Raw genomic sequence first — 23,388 nt, forward strand, 5'->3', positions numbered from 1 at the left:
CGTCCCGGCCGGAGCAAACGGTCCGGAACGCGCCTTCGGGTGCGTTTTTTAGGGGAGTCTTCATGGCAGTGGGACTCCCCGGCTTTTATTACGGATGAGCGGGCGCTGCGAGGGCGGCGCCCCCATCCCACGGATTTCGCAGCAAGGGACGGCCTGGGGCCGGCTCTGAAAATGAGGGAGACCACCGTGAGCAAACTTCGCTTCGCAACACTTTCGCTGCTCGTTTCGTGCGCATTGTCGGGAACGACCGTCGCTGCCCCCGCCCCCGTGTCCGCTGCGGCGGACGCCAAGCCTGCAGCCAGCGGACGCCTGGTGCGCGACGGCGTGGCGATCGACTTCGAAGCGCGCCCGGCCGGCGATGCCACCGAGCTGGTCGAAGGCGGGCTCGCCGACATCCGCTTCCGCATCACCGACGCCAACACGGGCAAAGGGGTGCCGGGACTCGCACCGGGCGCGTGGCTGGACCTCGCGCACGTGATCTCGAACCCGAAGGCCAACGAGCAGAAGGAATGCAAGGACAAGATCGCGCTCTACCTGAAGGGCGTGGTCGGCGTGCGGCCGATGGTGGACCTCAACAGCTATTACCTGATGGTGCTCAACAAGGACCCGAGCATCAGCGTGATCGATCCGCTGACGTCGGTGGGCGGCGTGACCAGCACGCTGACGCGCATCATGCTCAAGCGGCCGCCGGTGGACTGGACGAAGAGCCCGGACGGCAAGTACATCTTCGTGTCGATGCCGATCGCCGACCAGGTGGCGGTGGTCGATGCGGCGAGTTTCAAGGTCGTCGGCAACGTCGATGCGGGCGACGAACCGGTGCGCGTCACCGTGCAGCCGGACGGCCGCTACGTGTGGGTCGGCAACAACTCCCGCGACCCCGGCAAGAGCGGTGTCACGGTGATCGACGCCCACAGCTTCAAGCCGGTGAAGACCTTCGCGACCGGCAAGGGGCACCACGAGATCGCCTTCAGCGACGATTCGCGCCATGCCTTCGTGACCAACCGCGACGCCGGCACCGTGAGCGTGTTCGACGTGGCGACGATGCAGAAGGTGAAGGACCTGCAGACCGGACCGCGCCCGATCTCGGTGGCGCAGTCGGGGCTGTCGAAGGCGCTGTACGTCGCCGACGGCCAGGCGGGCACGATCACCGTGATCGACGCCAAGACGCTGGCGACGCGCAAGGTCATCCAGGCCAAGCCCGGCCTCGGGCCGGTGCGCTTCACGTCCGACGGCCGTTATGGCTTCGCGCTGAACACGCTGGAGAGCGTCGCGACGGTGGTGGATGCGGGCAGCGACGAGGCTGTGCATGACATCAAGGTCGCCTCCGAGCCCTACCAGGTGACCTTCACCGCCGGCTACGCCTATGTGCGCGGCCTCGCCACCGAGCGCGTGACGATGGTGAAGCTCGACACGCTGGGCAAGGGCCGCGAGCCGGTGCTGCAGAGTTTCGCCGCGGGCGGCGAAGCGCCCAAGCTCGCGGGCGACCTGCCGCTGGCAGCGAGCCTCGCGGCGCGCAACGACGAGGGCTCGGTGTTCGTCGTGAATCCCGCCAACAACACGACGTACTTCTACATGGAAGGCATGAACGCGCCGATGACCGGCTACCTCAACCGCGGCCACACGGCGCGGGCGGTCACGGTGGTCGACCGCTCGATGAAGCAGGGCGAGCCGGGCGTGTTCTCGACCCAGGTCACGCTGCCGGCCTCGGGCAAGTTCGACGTCGCCTTCATGCTCGACCGCCCGCAGGTGCTGCATTGCTTCAGCGCCGAGGTGAAGCCGGGCGCGGTGAGCGACGCGAAACTCGCCGTGCCGCGCCTCGAGTTCCTGCCCGCGCCGGCGACGGTGCAGGCGCCGGGCAAGGCGGCGGTGCGCTTCCGCCTCGTCTCCGGCCGCAAGGACACGCCGCGCACCGGCCTCAAGGACCTGAAGGTGAGCTACTTCGTCGCCCCGGCCGGCACGCGCCAGAGCGCGGCGGCGCGCGAGGTAGGCGACGGGGTGTACGAAGCGCAGGTGCAGCTCGGCGAGACCGGCGCGTACTACGTGCATGTCGTCTCGGACGCGCTGAAGGACACCCAGAACAAGCCCTACCTGACGCTGCGCGCGGTGTCGGCGGTGGCGGGCAAGTGAGGAATTCCGCTCCCTCCCCTTCAAGGGGGCGGAGGCGGGGTTTCGCGGAGCACTGCTCCGCGCCGCCGGAGCGGCGGAGCGAAGCGGAGACTCCCGGGTTGGGGTGGGGATGGGTTTCGGCATTCGCGGCACGACCGCCGGAAACCCATCCCCCTCCTGACCTCCCCCTTGAAGGGGGAGGAACCCAGTGCCCGAACGGTGTCAGGTTGCAGAGGCAATCAGGATCAAGTGTGGAGGTTGCGATGAAGAAGGGAGCAAGGAACACGAAGCGCGATCGCAGGACCCGAATCATGCGGGCCAGCCTGATCGCGCTGGCGGTGTCGGTGGCCGCGAGCATCATCGTGCCGGGCCTGGCGCGGGCGCATTCGGAGCATGCGATGAAGCCGCAGCCCACGCAGGTCGCCGCGGCGGATGCCCACGCGGGTCATGGGGGCCACGCGAATCACGCCAACCACGCCAACTCCGACATCAAGCTGCCCGAGGACGTGACGGTGCGTTTCCCCGACGTGAAGCTGCTCGACCAGAACAGCCGCGAACGCAGCCTCAAGTCCGACGTGATCGGCGACCGCATCGTCGTGATGGACTTCGTCTACACGAGCTGCACGACGGTGTGCCCGGTGGTCTCCGCGATCATGGGCGAAGTGCAGCAGAAGCTCGGCGGGCGGGTGGGGCGCGAGGTCGCGCTGGTCTCGCTCACCGTCGATCCGGTCCGCGACACCCCCGCCCGCCTGCGCGACTACGCGCGTTCCCGCGGGGCGGGTGCGGGGTGGTCGTGGCTCACCGGCAGCACCACGGCGGTCAACGACACGCTCAAGGGCATGGGCACGTGGACGCCGAACTTCGAGGACCACCCCGTTGTGATGATGGTCGGCGACGGCCGCAGCGGCAAATGGACGCGCTTCTACGGCTTCGCGGACCCCGCGATGCTGGTCGCACAGGTCGAATCGCTCATCGCGGCGCGTGCCGCAACCCGGGAGTAAGAGCATGAACGCAGCACGCCGCACCGTCCTCCTTGCATCCCTCTCGGCCCTCGCGCAGGTCCTCACCCTCGCCGTCGCGCCGGGTGCCTTCGCGCATGGCGACAAGCACGCCGGGCATGACGCCGCCCCGGCGGTCGCCACCGCGCAACCGGCCGCACAGGTCGTGACGCCCCCGGCCACCGGCGGCGGCACCCACGACGCGCGCGCCTACTTCACCGACACCGAGCTCCTCGACCAGAACGGGCGCAAGGTGCAGTTCTACAGCGACGTGCTGAAGGACCGTGTCGTGATGCTCAACGTGGTCTACACCAACTGCAAGGACGCCTGCCCGCTGATCACGCGCAAGCTCAAGGAGGTGCGCGACGCGCTGGGCGAGGAGGCCGCGCGCAAGGTGCATTTCATCTCGATCAGCAGCGATCCGCTGAACGACACGCCGGCTTCCCTGAAGGCCTTCGCGGCGAAGAACGAGGCCGACAACCCAAACTGGACCTTCCTCACCGGCGACAAGGCCAAGGTCGACTTCGTGCTGAGCCGCCTCGGCCAGCTCGGGCAGAGCGCCGAGGAGCATTCCACGCTGCTGATCGCGGGCGACGTCGCGACCAAGCGCTGGAACAAGATCCGTCCCGACGCGCCGCCGCCGGCAATCGCCGAACGGCTGAAGGCGCTCACCGAGCCGGTCACCAAGGTGAGCGCGGGACGGTGATGATCATGGCAAGCCGCCGCCTCTCAAGGTGGTCGGGTGTGATGGCCGCGCTGATGTGCGTCGCGGGGCCTGTGGCCGCAATCGAGCTGACTGCTTCCGAACAGGCCGGAAAGCAGATCTTCCTCGAGGGCCGCAGCGCCTCCGGCAGCAGCATAGCGGCCCGCGTCGGTGGCGCGGACACGGCAATACCGGCAACGGTGGTGCCGTGTGCCAACTGCCACGGCGCTGATGGCCGCGGGCGGCGCGAGGGGGGCGTGCGCCCGCCCGACATCACCTGGCGGCGGCTTGCCCTCTCTTACGGCCAGCGTCTGGAAAGCGGACGCGAACGGCCGGCCTACGACGCCGCGAGCTTCGCGCGCGCCATCACCACCGGGGTCGATGCGGGCGGCAACCGGCTCGACCCCGCGATGCCGCGTTTCACGATGTCGGCGCGCGACGTCGAGGATCTGACGTCCTACCTGAAGCGCCTCGAGGACGACGCCGATCCGGGGCTGCAGGCGGACACCGTGCGCGTCGGTACGCTGCAGCCGGCGACGGGGCCGCTGGCGGAGCTCGGCAAGACCGTCACGGCGATCCTGCGCGGCACCTTCGATGCCGTGAATGCCGGCGGCGGCGTGCATGGCCGGCGCGTCGAGCTGGTGGTCACCGATCCCGGCGCCGACGCAGCGGGTGCCGAGGCGGCGCTGCGCCGCCTGGTGGAAGAGGAGAAAGTGTTTGCCGTCGTCGCGCCGCTGGTGCCGGCGCTCGACGGGCGGCTCGGCGAGCTCGCCGACGCCGCGCGCATGCCCGTGGTCGGTCCGCTCGCCCATCTCACGGGCAGCGGCGGCCGTTTCGTGTTCGACCCCCTGCCCGGTCTTGGCGAGCAGCTCGGCGCGCTCGGCGAATACGCCGCCACGGCGCTCAAGCTGACGAATCCGCCCGCCGCGATCGTGCATCCGGACGAAGCCCGCAGTGGCGCCATCGCCAGCGCACTCGCCGAGCGCCTCGCGCGCCGCGGCTGGTCGCAGGTGCGCGCCTATGCCTACGTGCCCGGCGCGTTCGACGCGGCCGGTGTGGGCACGGCAGTGGCCGGGCAGGGGGCGAAGGCTGTGTTTTTCATCGGCCGCGATGCGGACTTCGGCGCGCTCGCCGCGCAGGCGCCGCTGCAGAAGTCGCCGCCGTGGATGTTCGCGGCCGCCAACCAGGTCGGCGCATCCGCGCTGCAGCTTGCGCCGCCGCAGGCCGAGCGCGTGTTCATCGCCTATCCGACGCTGCCGCAGGACTGGAGCCCGCAGGGGGCGGGCGCGATGCGCGCGGTGCGCGAACGCAGCGGCGCGGGCGAGCGCCACCCCGCCTTCCAGGTCGGCGCCTATGCGGCGGCGATGGTGATGGTGGAAGGCTTCAAGCGCGCGGGGCGCGACGCCAGCCGCGACAAATTCGTCGCCGCGCTGGAGAACATGCACGGCTTCCAGACGGGCGTGACGCCCGCCATCGGTTTCGGCCCGGGGCAGCGCATCGGCGCACCCGGCGCCCACATTGTCGGCGTGGATGCGCAAAAGCGCGTCTTCCGCCCCACCGGCCGCTACGTGCGGCTGGATACGGTGCAGGAGTGAGGATGTCGGGCAGGCAATGACGCTGAGAGCAGCACCATTACCCCCTCCCCTTCAAGGGGAGGGTTGGGGTGGGGATGGGTAGATTCCAGAGCGCCCGCAAGAAACCCATCCCCATCCTGTCCTTCCCCTTGAAGGGGAAGGGACCTTCTCATCGGCACCTGCGGCACACCAGAAACTCCTGCAACAACGAACCCGTACACCAATATTCGAGGAGAGGACGAGTGAGGACAGACCAGGCACAAGGCAGGCGCGCCGCCACGGCGCAGGAGAGGAGAGGAGGGACCGCGCGCCACGCGCTGCGCGGTCTGCGGCTCGGGGCGGCGGCCCTGTGCCTGGTCTGCACCCTCGCGTTGCCGACGCCGGCCGCCGCGCAAGAGGTCGGCGTCGCCGCGCGCGTGAACGGCGCGGAGATCTCCGCATTTCGCCTCGAACGCCATTTCGAGGACTACCTCAAGCTGCAGGCGCGCAACGTCGCCACGATCCGCAATCCCGAAGTGTTCAAGCGCCTGAAGCGCGAGGCGCTCGATCAGCTGATCGACAAGGAGCTGCTGTGGCAGGAGTCGCTGCGGCGCGGTGTGAAGGTCGATGACGCCGCCGTGGAGCAGGCGCGCAAGGGCATCGAGGCGGGCTTCGCGACGCGCGAGGCCTACGAGCGCCGCGTGCGCGACGCCGGCTTCAACGACGCGACCTACGGCGAATACCTGCGCCACGAGCTGGCGGCCAGCCGCGCCCTGCAGGAGCTCGCGGGCATGCCCGAGGTGAGCGACGACGACGTCAAGCGCACGCTGGCACAGGAACCGGCACCCGAGGGCATGCCCGAGGCCGAGGCGAAGCGGCAGGTGCGCGAGTACCTCGTCGTGAGCCGGCGGGCGGAGGCCGGGCAGGGCGCGCTGCAGAAACTGCGCAGCGCGGCGAAGGTGGACGTGCTGCAGAAGTTTTGAATGGGGCGCTGGCCCCACGCTGGGGGGAGTGACCCAGGTGGCGGGTGGCTTTTCCCCACTTTCGGGGGCGGAACAGGGCGCCCGGGCGCGCCGGATTCACCGGAAACCCGCCTGTTCCGCGGGATGTGGAAGTTGGCACAAAGCATGCTGATGTACCGTCAAAGCCGCAACCGGCATTCTCGACCGGAACGGTGCGAAAGCGGAGACGGCCATGTCAGCCAGCCGAAGAGTGTTGATAGTCGAAGACGAGGACATCCTCGCCGAAAACCTGCAGGCCTACCTGCAACGCGCCCGCTGCGACGCCCGCGTGGCGTCCGACGGCGCGAGCGCGATCAGGACGCTGGATGGCTTCGTGCCCGACGTGCTGGTGCTCGACTATCGCCTCCCGGACATGTCCGGCTTCCAGGTGCTGGACGCGATCCGGATGCGCGGGGCGACCGCCAACGCCATCCTGATGACGGGGCAGCCGCGCAACGAGGTGTATGACGAGGCGGCGCGGCGGGGCATCGAACACATCCTGTTCAAGCCCTTCCCGCTCGCCGAGCTGTCGAAGGTGGTGTGCAGCTTCGGTACCGGCGTGGCGACACGCGTCGCGGGCGGGGCCGAGCCGTACGGGGATCACGGGCTGACGCACCCGGACAGGCGTCAGCACCCGAGCCATCGCTTCCCGATGCGGCTGTACGACGGGACGTGGCTGTTCGCCGACCGGCGGCATGCGGGCCTGCACCGGCCGCTGCGCGAGGGAGAGGGCGAAGGCGAACAATGACGACAGAGAGGCGCGGCAGGGTGCGACGGCAGCAGGAAGGGCGCACCGTGCGGCGATAAGAAATGAAGAAACGGCGGGCCAGGTTGCACGCGACCCGCAGGAGATCGATGCGATGGACATGCATGTCACCCCTGAAATGGTCGTGCCGGACGACGGCAACGGCGTGGTGGCGCGGCTCGATGCCGCCCTGATGCGAACGGCACGCGAGCGTGCCGCGACGCAGGGCCGCCGCGCGATCGACGAACTGGAGGAGCTGGCCGGACTCGAACCGCGCGAATTCGTGCGCCGCCTGGCCATCACGCTGCATTACCCGGTGCTGGGCAGCGAGCAGCTGTTCGCCAGCGCGCCGGACTTCTCGAAAGTGCCGCTGGCCGAGGCGATCAAGCACGAGTTCGTGCTCGTGAAGCGTCCGCCGGAAGCGGGCGGCGGCCTCGTCGGCGTGATCTCCGACCCCTTCGACGGCTCGCGGCTCGCCTGGATCGACGAGCGCCTGGCCGGCGCGGATCTGTGTCTCGCGCATCCGGCGGACCTGTCGGCCTACCTTGCGCGCCACGAGGAGGACTTCCACGCCATCGACTCCCTCGCCGGGGCGCACGAGGAGGCGGAGATCGTCGAGGACGTCGAGACGCTGTCGCTCACGCGCATCAGCGAGGACTCCAGCGTCGTTGTGAAGCTGGTCAATTCCACGCTCTACGACGCCCTCAAGGCCAAGGCCAGCGACATCCACCTGAGCGTCACCGGCGGCGGCATGGTGATCAAGTACCGCGTCGACGGCGTGCTCAACACCGCCAGCCGCGTGCAGGGCGCCGAGGTCGCGGAGCAGATGATCTCGCGCGTGAAAGTGATGGCCGAGCTCGACATCGCCGAGAAGCGCGTGCCGCAGGACGGCCGCTTCAAGGTGTCGATCAAGGGCCGCCAGATCGACTTCCGCGTCTCCATCATCCCCAGCATCTTCGGCGAGGACGCGGTGCTGCGCGTGCTCGACAAGCAGGATCTCGGCGACCAGGCGCACGGCGTGCGCCTCGACTCGCTCGGCTTCGAGGCGGACGTCATGAAGACGCTGCGCCGCCTCGCCGGCGAGCCCTACGGCATGGTGCTGGTGACCGGGCCAACCGGCAGCGGCAAGACGACGACGCTGTACGCGATGCTCACCGAGATCAACCGCGGCGTCGACAAGATCATCACCATCGAGGACCCGGTCGAGTACCAGCTCCCCGGCGTGCTGCAGATCCCGGTGAACGAGAAGAAGGGCCTCACCTTCTCGCGCGGGCTGCGCTCCATCCTGCGCCACGACCCGGACAAGATCATGGTCGGCGAGATCCGCGACCCCGACACCGCGCAGATCGCCGTGCAGTCCGCGCTCACCGGCCATCTCGTGTTCACCACCATCCACGCCAACAACGTGTTCGACGTGATCGGCCGCTTCACGCAGATGGAGGTCGATCCCTACAGCTTCGTGTCGGCGCTCAACGGCGTGCTCGCGCAGCGCCTGATCCGCCTCGCCTGTCCGCACTGTGCGGTCGATCTGCGCCCGCGCGACGACGAGCTCGTCGCCTCCGGCATCGACCCCGCGGACACCCACGGCTGGCGATTCGTGCACAGCCCCGGCTGCGGGCGCTGCCGCGGCAGCGGCTACCGCGGCCGCACCGCGATCGCCGAAGTGCTGCTGCTCGACGACGAGCTGCGCCAGACCATCATCGACCGCAAGCCCATCGCCGAACTCAAGGAACTCGCGAAGAAGCGCGGCCTGCGCCTGCTGCGCGAATCCGCACTCGATCTCGTGCGTACCGGCCAGACCACGCTCGAGGAGATCAACCGTGTCACTTTTGTCGCGTGACAACTTCATCGCCGTTCTCGCCCCGACGCGGGTGACGCTGCTGCGCGCGGGGCGGGGGGGCCCCGCGCCCTGCGGCGCCTGCAACTCCGAAGGCGGCTGGAGCGGCGCCGTCGATGCGCTGCAGGGCCTGCTGCGCGAGGCCGCCCCGCGCCGCGGCGGCCTGACGGCGGTGCTCTCCAGCCACTTCGCGCATTTCCGACTGGTGCCGTGGAGCGACGCGATCGGCTCGCCCGCCGAGCTGGAGAGCTTTGCCCGCATCGGCTTCGAGGACATCTACGGCCCCATCGCGGCCGGCTGGGCGCTGCGCATCTCGCCCGAGGCGGCGGGCCGCCCGCGCGTGGCGGCGGCGATCGAGCAGGCGCTGCTCGACCGCCTGCACACCGTCGCGCAGGGCGCCGGGCTGCGCCTCGAGTCCGTGCAGCCGCACCTGATGGCGGCCTACAACCGCCTGCAGCCGCGCCTCGCCCGCGACAACTTCGTGTTCGCCGTCGCCGAGCCGGGCCGCTGCAGCATCCTGCTCGCGCGCGCCGGGCAGTGGCTGTCGGTGCGCTCCAGCGCCAGCGCCGACAGCGAGCGCGCCGTCGCGGCGCTGCTCGAGCGCGAATGCGAGCTCAACGGCATCGGCGACCCGGCCGCGGGGCCTGCGCCGGCGGTGTATGTGCACGCCCCGGGCCATGCGGCGGGCGCGTGGCCCGCGGTCGAAGGCATCGCGCCGCAGGGGCTGGCGCTGGGCGGCGGCGATACGTGGCAGGACATGGCGCTGGCGGTCGCTTCATGAACCGGCTCGAACTCGACTTCCGCCGCTCGCCCCGGCCCCGCGCCGGCGGCTGGGTGCTGTTCGTCGCGGGCATCGCGCTGGTCGCCACGTCGATGTGGACCAGCGTCGAGATCGAAGCCGAGGCCGCCGCGCTGGAAACCTCCGTGCGCGACATCGTCGCCGGCCTGCCCGAGGCCCTGCTCGACCAGCACCCGCCGGGCGCCGGAACGAAGGGCCGCGACGGCCGCGACAGCGGCCTGGCGGACATGCAGCGCGTGCAGACGCGCATCGACAACCGGCCCTGGCAGGCGCTGTTCGCGACGCTGGAGTCGCTCGCCAGCGACGACGTCGCGCTGCTGTCGCTGACGCCGGACGCGCGCAAGCACCAGCTGCGCGTCACCGCCGAGGCGCGCGACCTCGGCGCGATGCTCGCCTACCACCGCAAGCTGGAGGACACGCCCGCGCTGCGCGACGTGTCGCTCGTCAATCACGAGTTCGCCGAGCAGGTGCAGGGCCGGCCGGTGCGCTTCAGCCTCGTCGCAAGCTGGGTGACGGACCATGCGAATCCATAAGCTCACGCTGCACGAAGCGTTGCGACGCCTCGGCCTGCCGGGCCTCGGCGGTGCCGTGCTGCTCGCTGCCGCCGCGGCGGGCACCGTGTTCGTCGTGCTGCCCGGCATCGAGTCGCGCGAACGCGCCGAACAGCACATGCTGCGCGCCCAGGCGCAGGCCTCGGCGGTGCTGCGCGGCGAGGTGCACATCGCGCAGCCGCCCGCGCGCCAGCTCGACGAGTTCTACGCCGGGCTGCCGGCCCAGCCCGCCGCGACCGGCGCGATCGACGGCCTGTACACCGCCGCCGACGCCGAGAAGATCTCGCTCGCGCGCGGCGAGTACGCGCTCGCGGTGGAGCAGGGCACCGACATGGCGCGCTACCAGATCCTGCTGCCGGTGCGCGGCAGCTACGCGCAGCTGCGCCGCTTCATCGACACCGCGATCGCCAAGGTGCCGGGCCTGAGCGTGGAAGACCTCGACCTGCAGCGCAAGGCGGTGTCCGACACCGAACTCGAAGGGCGCATCCGCATGACCCTCTACCTGTCGAGGCGCTGATGGCGAACCGGCGCCGGCTCTTCTGGGTGGGGTTCCTCGGTGCGGCCGCTGCGCTCGCGGTCATCCCCGAATTCTTCGAAAGTCCTGCCGACGACCCCGTTCAGCCGCTCGCCCGCCCGCGCGCAGCGGCGCCCGCTCCAGCTGCCCCGCCCACGCAAAACGGGCAGCTCGTCGAGCTGCGCTCCGCGCCGACCCCTGCCGCGGACGCCGCACCTGCCGGCACGCCGCCCGCCAGCACGCAGGACGGAGCGGCCGCGCCGGCCGACGCAGCTTCCCGCCCCGCGCCGGAGCTCTTCGCCGCGCACAGCTGGTACGTGCCACCGCCCCCTCCGCCGCCGCCTCCGCCCGCGGCCCCGCCGCCCCCGCCCCCTGCGCCCACCGCGCCGCCCATCCCCTACGAATATCTCGGCAAGCTCGCCGACGGCCACAGCGTGCGCGTCTTCCTCGTGCGCGGCGACCGCCCCTACACCGTCACCGAAGGCGACGTGCTCGATGGCAGCTACAAAGTGAAAAGCATCACCGACACCACCATGACATTCATCTACCTTCCTCTGAACATGACCCAGACCCTGCCAGTGGGAAGCAAACCATGATGCTGGACAAGCTGCTCCGCCGTGCCGCACCCCGCGTTGCGCTCCTGCTGCTGGCAGCGGCGCTCGCCGGCTGTGCCACCGATGCCCTGCAGCGCGAGGGCACGCAGCTGATCGACGAGGGGCGCTACGAGGAAGGCCTCGCCAAGCTCGACCAGGCCGTGCGCGAGCAGCCGCGCGATGCCGCGGCGAACATGGCGCAGACGACGCAGCGTGCACGTGTCATCGCCGCGCTGCTGGCCACCGCCGAGCGCGCGCGCCTGATGCGCGACCACAACGCCGCCGTGCGCGGCTTCGAGCGCGTGCTCGCGCTCGACCCCGCCAACGAACGCGCACGCGAGGCCCTGCGCCAGCTCGACCAGCTGCGCAACGCCGGCGAGACGGTGCGCCAGGGGCAGGCCGCGCTGCGCCGCGGCGACCCCGACGGCGCCGACCGCCTCGTGCGCCCGGTGCTCGCGATCGACCCGCGCAACGACGCCGCGCTCGCGCTCAAGCGCGAGATCGAGGACATGCGCGCGACCAACGTCACGCCCTACCCGCAGCTGCGCTCGAAGATGTCCGCGCCGGTGACGCTGGAGTTCCGCGACGGCAACCTCAAGCAGATCTTCGAGGTGCTGTCGCGCAACGCCGGCATCAACTTCCTGTTCGACAAGGACGTCAAGTCCGACCTCAAGGCGACGTTGTTCGTGCGCCAGGTGCCGGTCGAGCAGGCGGTCGAGCTGCTGCTGCTGCAGAACCAGCTGCAGCAGAAGATCATCAGCGACAACACCGTGATGATCTACCCCGACACGCCGCAGAAGCAGCGCGACTACCTCGACCTCACGATCCGCACCTTCCACCTCGCCAACACCGACGCGAAGACCGCGATGAACATGGTCAAGACCCTGCTCAAGACCAAGGACGTGTTCATCGACGAGCGCCTCAACACGCTGACGATGCGCGACACCCCCGACGCCATCCGCCTCGCCGAGAAGCTGCTCACCGCGCAGGGCCTGCCCGAGCCCGAGGTGGTGCTCGAAGTCGAGGTCATGGAAGTGTCGCGCCAGCGCATCCTCGACCTCGGCCTGCAATGGCCCAGCACCTTCGGCATCCTGCGCCCGGACCTCGGCGGCCCGCCGGGAACGCTCAGCCAGTACCGCGGCATCGACCGCGACCGCATCACCATCGGCCCCTCGCCGGAGCTGCGCATCAACGCCAACGACAGCGACGTGAACACGCTGGCGAACCCGGTGATCCGCGTCAGCAACAAGGAGAAGGCGCGCATCCACATCGGCCAGCGCGTGCCGGTGGTGAGCGCCACCTCCACGCCCTCGACGCAGGGGCCGGTGATCACCGAGAGCATCCAGTACCTCGAGGTCGGCCTGAAGCTCGAAGTCGAGCCGACCGTGCATCTCAACGACGAGGTGCTGATCAAGATCGGCCTGGAGGTCAGCAAGGCCACCGCGCAGACGCCGACCAAGAACGGCACCATCCCCGTGCAGGTCGACACGCGCAACGCCGCCACCTCGCTGCGCCTCAAGGACGGCGAGACACAGGTGCTTGCCGGCCTGATGCGCAACGACCACGACGTCTCCGGCAACCGCATCCCCGGTCTCGGCGACCTCCCTGGCCTGGGGCGGCTGTTCGGCAGCAACAAGGACTCCATCGGCAAGTCCGAGCTGGTACTGTCGATCACCCCGCGCATCGTGCGCAACCTGCCCTACATGAACCCCTACGACATCGAGTACCCGTCGGGCACCGAGGCGGTGCTGAAGGCGCGTACCGACACCATGCTGCGCATGACCACGACCGCCCCGGCGGTGGGGGCCGCGCCGGCACCCGCGAACGCCATGACGCGTGACGCGATCGCCCCGGCAGCGCCCGCGCCCGCCGCAGTGGCCGCGCTCGCGCCGTCCGCCGCCGCCAGCGACGTGCCCGCGGTGGCCGCCTCGCCCGCCGCCGCGACGCTGTCATGGACCGCGCCCGCCGGCCTGAAGCCCGGCGAGGAGACCGACGTGATCCTGCGCGCGAACGTCACCCAGCCCCTCAGCGCCGCGACCGTGCAGCTCGCCTACGACCCGGCCGCGCTGCGCATCGTCGCCGTGACCGAGGGCGACGTGATGAACGCCGACGGCGCCATCACCTCCTTCGCGCCGCGCATCGACGACAAGACCGGACGCATGTTCGTCGCGCTGTCGCGCTCGGCGCCACAGGGCGCGCGCGGCGACGGTGCGCTGATGCGCCTTGCGCGTGGTCGCGCTGCCCGGCAGCAGCGCCCCGGCCGAACTCAAGGTGACCAGCGTGTCGGCCTTCGGCGATGGCAACCGCCCGGTGTCCGTGCCGCTGCCCGCGGCGCTCGCGCTCGGCGCCAAGCCCTGAGGACGGACGATGCGGCGCGCGCGCGGCTTCTCCCTCGTCGAGGTCGTCATCACGGTGGCGATCGTCGCGCTGCTCGCCAGCATCGCCGCGCCGCTCACCGAAACCGTCGTGCGCCGCGGCAAGGAGCAGGAGCTCAAGGGCGCGCTGTACCGCATCCGCGACGCCATCGACGCCTACAAGCTCGCCGCCGACTCCGGCCAGATCGACAAGCTCGCCGACGCCAGCGGTTACCCACCGACGCTGCGCGTGCTGGTCGACGGCGTGCGCGACGTGCGCAATGCCGAAGGCAGGCGCATCTACTTCCTGCGCAGCGTTCCGCGCGACCCCTTCGCCGCCCCCGAGCTGCCGCCCGAGGAGACCTGGGGCCTGCGCGCCTACGACAGCCCGCCCGACAACCCCCGCGCCGGCGCCGACGTCTTCGACGTCTTCTCGCTCGCGACCGGCGAGGGGATGAACGGCGTTCCCTACCGCCAGTGGTGAGACCCGCGATGGATACCCCGCACCAATCACGCGCCGGCTTCACGCTGATCGAACTGCTGGTGGTTCTGTCGATCATCGCGACCCTGCTCGCGATCGCCGCGCCACGCTATTTCGGCAGCCTGGAGAAGTCGGAGGACACCGCGCTGCGCCAGACCCTCGCAGTGATGCGCGACGCGCTGGACCACTACTACGGCGACACCGGCGCCTACCCCGACTCGCTGCAGGCCCTTGCCGACAAGCGCTACCTGCGCGGCGTCCCCACGGACCCGATCACGCAACGCAACGACAGCTGGGTGATCGTGCCGCCGCAGGGCGCCGCGAGCGGCGCGGTGGGCGACGTGCGCAGCGGCGCCGAGGGCAACGCGCGCGACGGGACGCCCTACGCGGAGTGGTAGCCGTGCCGCCGGACGCACGTGAGCGCGGCTTCACCTACATCGGCGCGCTGGTGCTGGTGGTGCTGATGTCGCTGGCGCTGGTGGGCACCATGCAGCTGTGGTCCACGGCCAGCCTGCGCGCCCGCGAACGCGAGCTGCTGTGGGTCGGCTCGCAGTACGCGCGCGCGCTGCGCCTGTACTACGAGAACTCGCCGGAGGTGAAGCGCTTCCCGCAGCGCCTGGAGGACCTGCTCACCGACCAGCGCAGCCCGACGCCGCGCCACTACCTGCGCCGCCTGTACGCCGACCCCATCACGCGCAGCACCGACTGGGGGCTGATCCGCGGCACGGACGGCGGCATCGTCGGCGTCTTCAGCCAGTCGCGCGACACGCCGCTCAAGCGCGGCCGCTTTCCGCCCGAGTGGTCGGAATTCGAAGGGATGGAAAGCTATGCGGACTGGCAGTTCGTCGCCGAACGCGCCTTCAGCACCACGGCCGCGCAGGCCGGTGCGAATGTGAAACCGGGGCCGACCGGCGCCCCGGCGGTCGCCATCGACCCGCGCCAGAGCGTGATCGACGCCGCCCGCGCACCGCGCCCGGCGCCGACCGTGTCGCCCTTCCAGCTGACGCGCTGATCGGGCCGGGGCTACTGCCGCAATCGACGGGCTGAGGTGTCAGACCACGCCGTCCATCCGGAGCTGCTCGATCTCCGCGTCCCGCAAGCCGAGCGTCGTCGCAAGGATCTCGTCGGTATGCTCGCCGAGCATGGGGGGCGGAAGGCGGTAATCCGGCGGCGTCGCCGACAGCTTCATCGGATTCGCCACCAGCGGCACCGTGCCCGCGACCGGGTGCGGAATCGTCACCTTCAGGCCGCGCGCATGCACCTGCGGGTCGGCGAAGACGTCGGCCAGCGTATTGATCGGGCCGCAGGGCACGGCAAGCGACTCCAGCGCGGCGATCCACTCCGCGGTGCTGCGCAGCACCGTGAGCTGCTTCAGTAGCGGGATCAGCGTGGCGCGGTGCCTGACTCGTTCCGCATTGGTCGCAAAACGCGGGTCGCCGGCCAGTTCCGGCCGGCCTGCTTCGGCGCAGAAGCGGGCGAACTGCCCGTCGTTGCCGATCGCAAGGATCATGTAGCCGTCGGCAGTGGGGAAGTCCTGATACGGCACGATGTTCGGATGCGCATTGCCCAGCCTTGCGGGCGAGCGGCCGGTGGCGAGATAGTTGGCCGCCTGGTTGGCCAGGCAGGCGACCTGCACGTCGAGCAGGGCGAGGTCGATGTACTGCCCTTCGCCGCTCCTGTCGCGCCAGGCCAGCGCAGCGAGGATCGCGTTCGACGCGTACAGCCCGGTGAGAATGTCGGTCAGCGCCACGCCCGCCTTCATCGGCCCGCCGCCTTCCTCGCCGTCGGGGCGGCCGGTGATGCTCATCAGCCCGCCCAGGCCCTGGATCAGGAAGTCGTAACCGGCCCGCGGCGCGTAGGGGCCGTCCTGGCCGAAGCCGGTTACCGAGCAATACACGAGGCGGGGGTTGATCGCCCGGAGCGACGCGTAATCGAGCCCGTACTGTTTGAGCCCGCCGACCTTGAAGTTCTCGATCACGACGTCGGATTCGGCCGCAAGCCGCCTCACGAGGTCCTGGCCCGCGGCGCACGTGATGTCGATCGTGACCGAACGCTTGTTGCGGTTCGCGCACAGGTAGTAGGCGGCGACGTCGGTGTCCGCGCCCGACTCGTCCTTCAACCACGGCGGTCCCCAGCCGCGCGTATCGTCGCCCGTGCCGGGGCGCTCGACCTTGATCACGTCGGCGCCCAGGTCGGCGAGCATCTGGCTGCACCACGGGCCCGCCAGGATGCGCGAAAGGTCCAGTACGCGGATGTGCGAAAGAGCGCTCGGCATGTGGTGCCTCATTTGCCGCAGGGCGCGCGGCCCGACAGGGGGCGCCAGGCAGGCGCGGAGGAGAGGGCGGCCACGCCGTACGGTATTTCGTTCGCTTTCATGGATATTCGTTCCCAGGGTTGTCGCGGTCGGACTGTGTTGTGAGGCAAACGCATCCTAGGAAACAAAACAGCACGCAGCAAACGACATATTTGAGGTGATCTGTGCAATTTGCGCACTTCGAGAAAATTGCATCGAGGCGGCCGTTCGAAGTGTGCGGATTTCCGCACAGCGATGGCCGTTGATTCCGGGGATTCGCACAGTCTCGAACTAAAAATCACATAAAAACAGATAGATACGTTTGGCACGACGCTTGCCATGCTCTCTGGCGGCACTCGCCGATCAAAAACCAGGAGACAAGCATGAGTGTGAATGAACTGACCCTGCCGGCCGGAGGAGCCGGCGAGCTGCCAGGCGAAATCCGCCGCCAGACGGCCCATCTGAGCCCGTCCGAGCGCCTGCGCTCCATCTTCAGCGGTTCGGTGGGCAACCTCGTCGAATACTTCGACTGGTACGTGTATGCGGCCTTCGCGCTGTACTTCGCGCCGAAGTTCTTTCCGGCCGGCGACCAGACCGCACAGTTGATGAACACCGCCGCGGTCTTCGCGATCGGTTTCCTCGTGCGCCCGCTGGGCGGCTGGCTGCTCGGCTCCTACGCCGACCGCAAGGGCCGGCGCGACGCGCTGATGCTCTCCGTGATGCTGATGTGCGCCGGATCGCTGATGATCGCCTTCATCCCCGGCTACGACACGATCGGCTACTGGGCGCCGGCGCTGCTGCTGGTCGCGCGCCTGCTGCAGGGCATCAGCCTCGGCGGCGAGTACGGCAGCTCCGCCACCTACCTGAGCGAGATCGCGACGCCGAGCCGACGCGGTTTCTATTCGAGCTTCCAGTACGTGACCATCATCATGGGCCAACTCCTTGCGCTCGGCCTGCTGCTGGTGTTGCAGAAACTCGTGCTGACGCAGGAAGAGCTCTACGAATGGGGCTGGCGCATCCCCTTCCTGCTGGGGTCGGCCATCGCGGCGGCGGCGCTCTGGCTGCGCCGCGGCATGGTCGAGACGGACGCCTTCAATGAACACCGGCAAGGCGCGAAGCGGCACAGCAACGTGCGCGAACTCGCGAAGCATCCGCGCGCGGTGTTCACGGTCGTGGCGCTGACGGCGGGCGGCACGGTGTCCTTCTACACCTTCACGACCTACATGCAGAAGTACCTGGTCAACACGACAGGCTTCGCCAAGGACGACGCGACCCTGATCTCGTCGATCGCGCTCTTCGTGTTCATGCTCCTGCAGCCGCTCGTCGGCCTGCTGTCGGACTTCATCGGCCGCCGCGCGATGCTGATCGCCTTCGGCGCCTGCGCCACCGTCTTCACCGTGCCGCTGCTCACGGCCCTGTCGGTGCCGCAGAGCATGAGCAGCGCGCTCGGCTGGTACATCCTCGCGTTGGTGATCACTACCGGCTACACGTCGATCAACGCGATCTTCAAGGCCGAGCTCTTCCCCGTGCATATCCGCGCACTCGGGGTCGGCTTCCCGTTCGCGGTGACGGTGTCGCTGTTCGGGGGCACGGCCGAGTATCTGGCGCTGTGGCTGAAGAGCATCGGCCACGAGCCGTGGTTCTATTACTATGTCAGCGCGTGCGCGGCGCTGTCGCTGATCGTCGCAGTCACGATGAAGGACACGAAGGCGACGTCGCGGATCGACGAGGATTGAGTCTGGTTGCCGGACGGCGGGAGACGCTGCACTTTCCCGCCGTCCGCACGGGATCGGTCGCGGGGCGGGCGGAGTGCGGCGCATTCCGCCTGCCCCCTTCGACCGGCGTGTCCCCCCGTTCGCGAAGTCCGGAGGCAAGGGAGCGCACATGACTGGGCGGAATCCGACGGTCGCAGGCAGGCGGGCCAGGCGCGCGCTCGACCTCCTGCTGATTGCCGCCGCCTGCACACTGGCCGCCGGACTGGGCTATCGCGGCGCGTGGGAGTGGCAGCTCTCCCGGCTGAACGAGGCCGGGCAGCAGCGCCTCGCGCTGTTCGCGCGCAGCCTCGAGAGCGTGCTCGACAAGTACGAGCACCTGCCGTTCATGATCAGCCTGCACAAGGATGCGATCCGCCTGTTGCGCGACAGTGATCGCGCACTGGCGCCGGCGGTCGACGAACTCCTCGTGCGGGCACAGGCGGGCACCGAGGTGACGCAGTTCTACCTCCTCGACGCCGCCGGGACCGCCGTTGCGAGCAGCCAGCCGCGGCTGATCGGGAACAACTACGCCTATCGCCCCTACTTCCGCCAGGCGATGGCGGGCGGGGCGGGGCTCTTCTACAGCGTCGGCACGACGACGCTGGTGCCGGGCTGTTTCCGGTCGCGCCCGGTGCGCGACGGCGACCGCATCATCGGCGTGGCAGCGATCACCTTCAGCCTGGACGGCATCGAGCGCGGCTGGCGCGAAAGCGGCGAGCGGGTCGCCCTGGTCGACGAGAACGGCGTCGTGATCCTGAGCACCACGGAATCCTGGAAATACCGCGCCTTGCAGCCGCTGTCGGCGGAGGTGCAGGCGCGCGTCACGGCGGCGCGCCAGTACCCGCAAGGCGAGATCCGGCCGCTCGCCGCCGCGACGCTCGAAAGGCTGCCTGCAGGGGCGGTTGTGGATGGCGCGACGTTCCCGGACGGACGCGGCAAGTGGCTGGCCCAGTCCCACGTGATCGCCGGACCGGGATGGGGCCTGATGCTGTTTTCGGACCTAAGGGACGTGCGCGAGACGGCCGTGCTCGGCGGCGTCGGCGCGGGCTTCGCGTCGGCCTTTGCGGTTTCGCTCTTCGTCTACGGCCGTCTGCGCCGGAAATCCCGCAAGGAGCGCCGCGAGGCCGCCGAAGCCCTGAAGCGGGTGTCGGACGAGCTCGAGCGGCGCATCGAGGAGCGCACCGCGCAGCTTTCCAGCGCCAACCGGCAGTTGCACGAGCGCGTCGATGACCTCGAGCGCACCGAGTCGATCCTGCGCAAGACCACCGACGACGCGGTGCAGGCCGGCAAGCTTGCGGTGCTCGGACAGCTCGCGGCCGGCGTGTCGCACGAGCTCAACCAGCCGCTCTCGGCGCTGCAGATGCTTGCCGGCAATGGCGTGGCCTTGCTGGAGATGGGCGAAACGGACGAAGTGCGGGGCAACCTGCAGGCGATCGGTGAACTGGTGGACCGCATCGGACGCATCGTCGGCCCGCTCAAGTCCTTCGCGCGCAGGTCCCCGCTCGAACTCGTGCCCGTGCGCGTCGGCGCGGCGATCGACAATGCGCTGATGCTGCTCTCGGCGGCGACGGCGCGGACGCCGGCGAAGATCGTGGTGTCGATCGAGCCGCCCGACCTGCACGTGCTCGCAGACGGTGTCCGTCTCGATCAGGTTCTCGTCAACCTGATCCGCAACGGCCTGCAGGCGATGGCAGGGGACGGGGAAAGCGAGGGGAAAGGTGCGGGGAAGGGCGCCGAGGCACGTCTCGAGATCAGCGCCACGCGCGCGAACGGACAGGTGCGCCTCGTCATCCGCGACCACGGTCCGGGTTTTTCCGCGGACACGCTCGTCCACCTCTTCGAGCCCTTCTACACGACCAAGCCGGCCGGCCAGGGCCTGGGCTTGGGCCTGACGATTTCGCGTGCGATCATCGAACGCCTCGGCGGGACCTTGTGCGCAGAGAACGCCGGGCCCGGCGCCCGTTTCGAAATCCTGCTCCCGGAAGCGACGCCATGACTGCGGACCAGACCCTCTGGCTCATCGAAGACGACCCCGCCGTGCGCAACGCGAGCGGCCAGTCGCTGCGCATCGCCGGTTTCGCGGCACAACCGTTCGCCGATGCCGAGTCCGCGCTGGCGGCCCTCGCCGGCCGGGTGCCGGACGCGGTCGTGAGCGACGTGCGCCTGCCCGAGATGGACGGCATCGCCCTGATGGGGCGCTTGTTGAAAACCGACCCGGGAATTCCGGTGATCCTGATCACCGGCCATGGCGACGTGACGATGGCCGTGCAGGCGATGCGCGCGGGGGCCTACGATTTCATCGAAAAACCGTTTCCGCCCGAGCGGCTCGTCGAGGTCGTGCGGCGCGCGCTCGAGAAACGCCGTCTGACGCGGGAGGTCAGCCGCCTCACGGAAGAACTCGCCCGTCACGCGGGGGCGGCGATCGTCGGCGAGTGCCCGGCCATCCAGAACCTGCGCCGGCTCGTGGGCGCGCTCGGCCCGACGGCCGTCGATGTGCTGCTGCATGGCGAGACCGGGACCGGCAAGGAAGTGCTGGCGCATGCGCTGCACGCCGCGAGCGGCCGCACCGGCCCCTTCGTCGCGATCAACTGTGGCGGCCTGCCCGAGAGCGTGTTCGAGTCCGAGATGTTCGGCTACGAGGCAGGCGCCTTCACCGGCGCGACCAAGCGACGCATCGGCAAGATCGAGTATGCGCACGGCGGGACGCTGTTCCTCGACGAGATCGAGAGCATGCCCCTCGCGCTGCAGGCGAAGCTCCTGCGCGTGCTGCAGGACCATCGCGTCGAACGGCTCGGCGGCAACGTGCCGGTCGAGGTGGACTGCCGCATCGTGGCGGCGACGAAGGAAGACCTGAAGGCGCTCTCGGACCAGGGGCGGTTCCGCGCGGACCTCTACTACCGCCTGAACGTGGCCGTGCTGCAACTGCCGCCGCTGCGCGACCGCAAGGAAGACATTCCGCTGCTGATGGCCCACTTCCTGGCCCAGGCCGCGCAGCGCTTCAAGCTTCCGGTGCCGCCGTGGGGCGCCGCCGACGTGCTGCACTGGCAGGCGCATGACTGGCCCGGCAACGTGCGCGAGTTGAAGAACGCTGCCGAGCGCATCTGTCTGGGCCTCTCGGACGGCCTCCCCGTGCCGCAAGGTGAGCACGGCGGCGCCACCGGGCTGGTCGCCCAGATTGAACAGGCCGAGCGAGGCTTCATCCGCAATGCGCTGAAGGTCGCGCAGGGTCAGGTCGTGCGCGCCGCGGAGCTGCTGAAGATTCCGCGCAAGACCCTCTACGACAAGCTCGCGCGCTACGGCATCCGCGCGGACGATTTCCGTGAGCCGCCGCGGGCGGGCTGAGGCTTCGGGGGCGGAACGGTCTGCGCCATAAGGGTGTTACTACGCAGCTGACCCAGGAAATGCTTCTCGGCCAAGGGGACATGCAGAACAATGGAGTCGCAGGTTCCATTTACGGGATTGGGATGCTTACGCCTGGATGACAGACTCCATGCGCTGCACTTCGACCGAGGGCAGCTGTAGTTTTCGGGCCACCGTGCGCCAGTCTTCAATGGCGTCGCGCACCTCATCGAGCATGCTCTTGGCGGCCTCCTGGTTCAAACGGTACAGCTCCGCTTGTTCCATCGCTACGCGAATATCAGGCTCCGCGTTCTTGCTATCGATGGCAAGCGCATGCGTCTGCTTCGCCGTGTTCGGATTGATGTCGAACGCGGGAGACAGCCGCCAGCCAGAGGGCTCCCGGATAAACCCGTGATTGCGCAGATGGTCATCACGATTGCCAACCAGGATGTTGAAGAGCACCCGACGAAAGAGCTGCGCGAGGTCCTCATCAATGTGGCCCTGCGCGCCGTGGTCAGAGATGAATTCCGCCAGGTCCAGGTAACTGGCGCCCGCCTCACCATCCTGCCGTTCGAGCAGTGTCATGGCAGAAGCGTACATGCGCCGACCGTCATCGGTACGGTCAAATCGGGCCGAGCAGAAGGTACCGTACTGGTCGGAGAGGTACTCGAGCCGCGCCTCAGGCACGATGATGCCTGCCTTCCGAGCCAGTACGTGCATCAGATACTCCCAACCGCCGACGTTGTAGCGGTCATCCTTCGCGGGGAACTTGGCTATCCAGAGGCGCTTGTCGTCGTCGGTGAAGTTCGCCTTCGGCCGCGCGCCGCCGAGAGACGTTCCGGGTGCGATGAGCAGGGCAAGCCAGCGCTCGTATTCGGGCAGCCTTTCGACGCCTGGCTCCTCTATGCGTTGGCAGATGTACGCCAGCTCCTTAAGGTCCGTCACCGGCGGAGCGGCGTTGTCGCTGGTGTCGAGGAACGGGCCTCCGGGTTCACAGAAGCGCAGGCCACCCATGCGCGTATGGTCGTAGACGCCCAGCAGGAAATCTATCTCATGGAAGGCGCGCATCTTCCTGGAATTCCTGGCCGCTTCGGCCGCTTCGCGGCGCTCCATCAACACACGGCCCCACCGGTCTGGTGCGGAGTCCATGAAGACCCCGAATGCCCGCGCATCGGCGGGCGGATGCTGCTCGCCGCGCCAGAGTTCGAGCCGCGGGTCCAGTGCAAATGCCTGGTCGCGCTTGAGCCATTCCTTGTCGTATTCAAAGGCCGCCGGGGCGTCGGTGCGAACTTTGTGGCGGTAGAGCGTGCCCACCCGCTGGCGCACGCCTAGTTCCGGCGCGTCCAGATGGACTTCATACGTGAGGCGGTTTGCTTGGGCCATTGTTCGGTTTTGTGGCGCGTTTGCGCGTGCGCGGTTGCGGCAGCGAGAGGTCCTGTAGCTTGCGACCAAGCTCATCGTCGCGTGCGAGTTCGTCAATGTCGTCATCGAGTCCGAGCACGCGCAGTGCTCGCATGTACGTCCCCATGGCGATTGTTGGGTCGCCGTTCTCCAGTCGTCGCAAGGTCTCGCGCGAGACGCCCATGCGCTCGGAGAAGAGTTCCGTCGTTATCCTGCGTCGCAGGCGCGCGAGCCGCATGCGCTCGCCGAGCGCCACAAGCTGCCGGAGCACGGAAGGAAAGGTGGGGAGCGTCGTTTTAGCCATGACGACACATATATTAGGCAAACAAGCGCATTTCGGCAAAGTTATGTGTTATTTGCCAACCT

At 69.2% G+C, this 23,388-nt stretch carries 20 protein-coding genes and 1 pseudogene; 18 read left to right on the forward strand and 3 right to left on the reverse strand.

Features of this window, described 5'->3' with window-relative positions:
• Positions 1-186 precede the first annotated feature (186 nt).
• From AzCIB_RS00840 to AzCIB_RS00900, 15 genes and pseudogenes are all read left to right on the forward strand, one after another.
• Positions 187-2,127, forward strand: coding sequence for a cytochrome D1 domain-containing protein (locus AzCIB_RS00840; protein ID WP_232299313.1), 1,941 nt, complete (start codon positions 187-189; stop codon positions 2,125-2,127).
• Between the two features lie 290 nt (positions 2,128-2,417).
• Positions 2,418-3,107, forward strand: coding sequence for an SCO family protein (locus AzCIB_RS00845; RefSeq protein WP_232299314.1), 690 nt, complete (start codon positions 2,418-2,420; stop codon positions 3,105-3,107).
• A gap of 4 nt (positions 3,108-3,111) precedes the next feature.
• Entirely contained in the window at positions 3,112-3,810 is a 699-nt protein-coding gene (locus AzCIB_RS00850; protein WP_050414156.1) for an SCO family protein, read from the forward strand.
• Positions 3,811-3,815: 5 nt separating this feature from the next.
• Complete coding sequence (locus tag AzCIB_RS00855) at positions 3,816-5,402, forward strand: ABC transporter substrate-binding protein (protein WP_232299315.1); 1,587 nt, start codon at positions 3,816-3,818, stop codon at positions 5,400-5,402.
• Between the two features lie 221 nt (positions 5,403-5,623).
• Entirely contained in the window at positions 5,624-6,343 is a 720-nt protein-coding gene (locus AzCIB_RS00860) for a SurA N-terminal domain-containing protein (RefSeq protein ID WP_198149594.1), read from the forward strand.
• Positions 6,344-6,554: 211 nt separating this feature from the next.
• Complete coding sequence (locus tag AzCIB_RS00865; RefSeq protein WP_050414158.1) at positions 6,555-7,109, forward strand: response regulator; 555 nt, start codon at positions 6,555-6,557, stop codon at positions 7,107-7,109.
• A gap of 112 nt (positions 7,110-7,221) precedes the next feature.
• Positions 7,222-8,946, forward strand: a complete 1,725-nt coding sequence (locus AzCIB_RS00870) for a GspE/PulE family protein (protein WP_050414159.1) — start codon at positions 7,222-7,224, stop codon at positions 8,944-8,946.
• Positions 8,927-9,724, forward strand: a complete 798-nt coding sequence (locus tag AzCIB_RS00875) for a hypothetical protein (RefSeq protein ID WP_157058395.1) — start codon at positions 8,927-8,929, stop codon at positions 9,722-9,724. Before AzCIB_RS00870 ends, AzCIB_RS00875 begins: the two co-directional genes overlap by 20 nt.
• Positions 9,721-10,275, forward strand: a complete 555-nt coding sequence (locus AzCIB_RS00880; RefSeq protein ID WP_050414161.1) for a PilN domain-containing protein — start codon at positions 9,721-9,723, stop codon at positions 10,273-10,275. The genes AzCIB_RS00875 and AzCIB_RS00880 overlap by 4 nt, the downstream gene beginning before the upstream one ends.
• The gene (locus tag AzCIB_RS00885) at positions 10,262-10,810 is read left to right on the forward strand and encodes a GspMb/PilO family protein (RefSeq protein ID WP_050414162.1); all 549 of its coding nucleotides are present in this window, start codon (positions 10,262-10,264) and stop codon (positions 10,808-10,810) included. The genes AzCIB_RS00880 and AzCIB_RS00885 overlap by 14 nt, the downstream gene beginning before the upstream one ends.
• Entirely contained in the window at positions 10,810-11,403 is a 594-nt protein-coding gene (locus AzCIB_RS00890) for a secretion system X translation initiation factor (protein WP_050414163.1), read from the forward strand. Before AzCIB_RS00885 ends, AzCIB_RS00890 begins: the two co-directional genes overlap by 1 nt.
• Before the next feature lie 551 nt (positions 11,404-11,954).
• Positions 11,955-13,079, forward strand: a pseudogene (locus tag AzCIB_RS24375) (type II secretion system protein GspD); the annotation flags it as partial.
• Positions 13,080-13,767: 688 nt separating this feature from the next.
• Complete coding sequence (locus tag AzCIB_RS23575; RefSeq protein WP_083447118.1) at positions 13,768-14,238, forward strand: type II secretion system protein; 471 nt, start codon at positions 13,768-13,770, stop codon at positions 14,236-14,238.
• Between the two features lie 8 nt (positions 14,239-14,246).
• Positions 14,247-14,633 (forward strand): type II secretion system protein, encoded by a 387-nt coding sequence (locus tag AzCIB_RS24380; protein ID WP_083447119.1) that lies wholly within the window; start codon positions 14,247-14,249, stop codon positions 14,631-14,633.
• 2 nt (positions 14,634-14,635) lie between these two features.
• Complete coding sequence (locus AzCIB_RS00900; protein ID WP_198149595.1) at positions 14,636-15,247, forward strand: type II secretion system protein; 612 nt, start codon at positions 14,636-14,638, stop codon at positions 15,245-15,247.
• A gap of 39 nt (positions 15,248-15,286) precedes the next feature.
• Here AzCIB_RS00900 and AzCIB_RS00905 read toward each other — a convergent pair whose 3' ends face one another.
• Positions 15,287-16,510, reverse strand: coding sequence for a CaiB/BaiF CoA transferase family protein (locus tag AzCIB_RS00905; RefSeq protein ID WP_050414164.1), 1,224 nt, complete (start codon positions 16,508-16,510; stop codon positions 15,287-15,289).
• A 401-nt stretch (positions 16,511-16,911) separates the two neighbouring features.
• Between AzCIB_RS00905 and AzCIB_RS00910 the strand changes: the two genes are divergently transcribed.
• The 3 genes from AzCIB_RS00910 (at position 16,912) to AzCIB_RS00920 (ending at position 21,624) form a co-directional block, all read left to right on the forward strand.
• Positions 16,912-18,264 carry an MFS transporter gene (locus AzCIB_RS00910; RefSeq protein ID WP_232299316.1) on the forward strand — a complete coding sequence of 451 codons (1,353 nt, stop codon included), beginning with the start codon at positions 16,912-16,914 and terminating at the stop codon, positions 18,262-18,264.
• A 148-nt stretch (positions 18,265-18,412) separates the two neighbouring features.
• Positions 18,413-20,278: a sensor histidine kinase gene (locus AzCIB_RS00915; RefSeq protein ID WP_050414165.1), complete on the forward strand. Its 1,866-nt coding sequence runs from the start codon at positions 18,413-18,415 to the stop codon at positions 20,276-20,278.
• Positions 20,275-21,624: a sigma-54-dependent transcriptional regulator gene (locus AzCIB_RS00920; protein WP_050414166.1), complete on the forward strand. Its 1,350-nt coding sequence runs from the start codon at positions 20,275-20,277 to the stop codon at positions 21,622-21,624. Before AzCIB_RS00915 ends, AzCIB_RS00920 begins: the two co-directional genes overlap by 4 nt.
• Positions 21,625-21,750: 126 nt before the next feature.
• On the opposite strand, the gene AzCIB_RS00925 is transcribed toward AzCIB_RS00920, so the two are convergent.
• The gene (locus AzCIB_RS00925; RefSeq protein WP_050414167.1) at positions 21,751-23,004 is read right to left on the reverse strand and encodes a type II toxin-antitoxin system HipA family toxin; all 1,254 of its coding nucleotides are present in this window, start codon (positions 23,002-23,004) and stop codon (positions 21,751-21,753) included.
• Positions 22,976-23,326 (reverse strand): helix-turn-helix domain-containing protein, encoded by a 351-nt coding sequence (locus AzCIB_RS00930; RefSeq protein ID WP_050414168.1) that lies wholly within the window; start codon positions 23,324-23,326, stop codon positions 22,976-22,978. Before AzCIB_RS00930 ends, AzCIB_RS00925 begins: the two co-directional genes overlap by 29 nt.
• Between the last annotated feature and the right edge of the window lie 62 nt (positions 23,327-23,388).

The sequence above is a fragment of the Azoarcus sp. CIB genome (genome assembly GCF_001190925.1).
Taxonomy (GTDB): Bacteria; Pseudomonadota; Gammaproteobacteria; order Burkholderiales; family Rhodocyclaceae; genus Aromatoleum.

Excerpts from the sequence above, each read along its gene's own strand:
- AzCIB_RS00855 (WP_232299315.1), top strand. The coding sequence starts at position 3,816 with ATGGCAAGCCGCCGCCTCTCAAGGTGGTCGGGTGTGATGGCCGCGCTG.
- AzCIB_RS00930 (WP_050414168.1), bottom strand. The coding sequence starts at position 23,326 with ATGGCTAAAACGACGCTCCCCACCTTTCCTTCCGTGCTCCGGCAGCTT.
- AzCIB_RS00925 (WP_050414167.1), bottom strand. The coding sequence starts at position 23,004 with ATGGCCCAAGCAAACCGCCTCACGTATGAAGTCCATCTGGACGCGCCG.
- AzCIB_RS00865 (WP_050414158.1), top strand. The coding sequence starts at position 6,555 with ATGTCAGCCAGCCGAAGAGTGTTGATAGTCGAAGACGAGGACATCCTC.
- AzCIB_RS00870 (WP_050414159.1), top strand. The coding sequence starts at position 7,222 with ATGGACATGCATGTCACCCCTGAAATGGTCGTGCCGGACGACGGCAAC.
- AzCIB_RS00915 (WP_050414165.1), top strand. The coding sequence starts at position 18,413 with ATGACTGGGCGGAATCCGACGGTCGCAGGCAGGCGGGCCAGGCGCGCG.
- AzCIB_RS00880 (WP_050414161.1), top strand. The coding sequence starts at position 9,721 with ATGAACCGGCTCGAACTCGACTTCCGCCGCTCGCCCCGGCCCCGCGCC.
- AzCIB_RS00850 (WP_050414156.1), top strand. The coding sequence starts at position 3,112 with ATGAACGCAGCACGCCGCACCGTCCTCCTTGCATCCCTCTCGGCCCTC.
- AzCIB_RS00890 (WP_050414163.1), top strand. The coding sequence starts at position 10,810 with ATGGCGAACCGGCGCCGGCTCTTCTGGGTGGGGTTCCTCGGTGCGGCC.
- AzCIB_RS00845 (WP_232299314.1), top strand. The coding sequence starts at position 2,418 with ATGCGGGCCAGCCTGATCGCGCTGGCGGTGTCGGTGGCCGCGAGCATC.
- AzCIB_RS00905 (WP_050414164.1), bottom strand. The coding sequence starts at position 16,510 with ATGCCGAGCGCTCTTTCGCACATCCGCGTACTGGACCTTTCGCGCATC.
- AzCIB_RS00910 (WP_232299316.1), top strand. The coding sequence starts at position 16,912 with ATGAGTGTGAATGAACTGACCCTGCCGGCCGGAGGAGCCGGCGAGCTG.
- AzCIB_RS24380 (WP_083447119.1), top strand. The coding sequence starts at position 14,247 with ATGGATACCCCGCACCAATCACGCGCCGGCTTCACGCTGATCGAACTG.
- AzCIB_RS00920 (WP_050414166.1), top strand. The coding sequence starts at position 20,275 with ATGACTGCGGACCAGACCCTCTGGCTCATCGAAGACGACCCCGCCGTG.
- AzCIB_RS00885 (WP_050414162.1), top strand. The coding sequence starts at position 10,262 with ATGCGAATCCATAAGCTCACGCTGCACGAAGCGTTGCGACGCCTCGGC.
- AzCIB_RS23575 (WP_083447118.1), top strand. The coding sequence starts at position 13,768 with ATGCGGCGCGCGCGCGGCTTCTCCCTCGTCGAGGTCGTCATCACGGTG.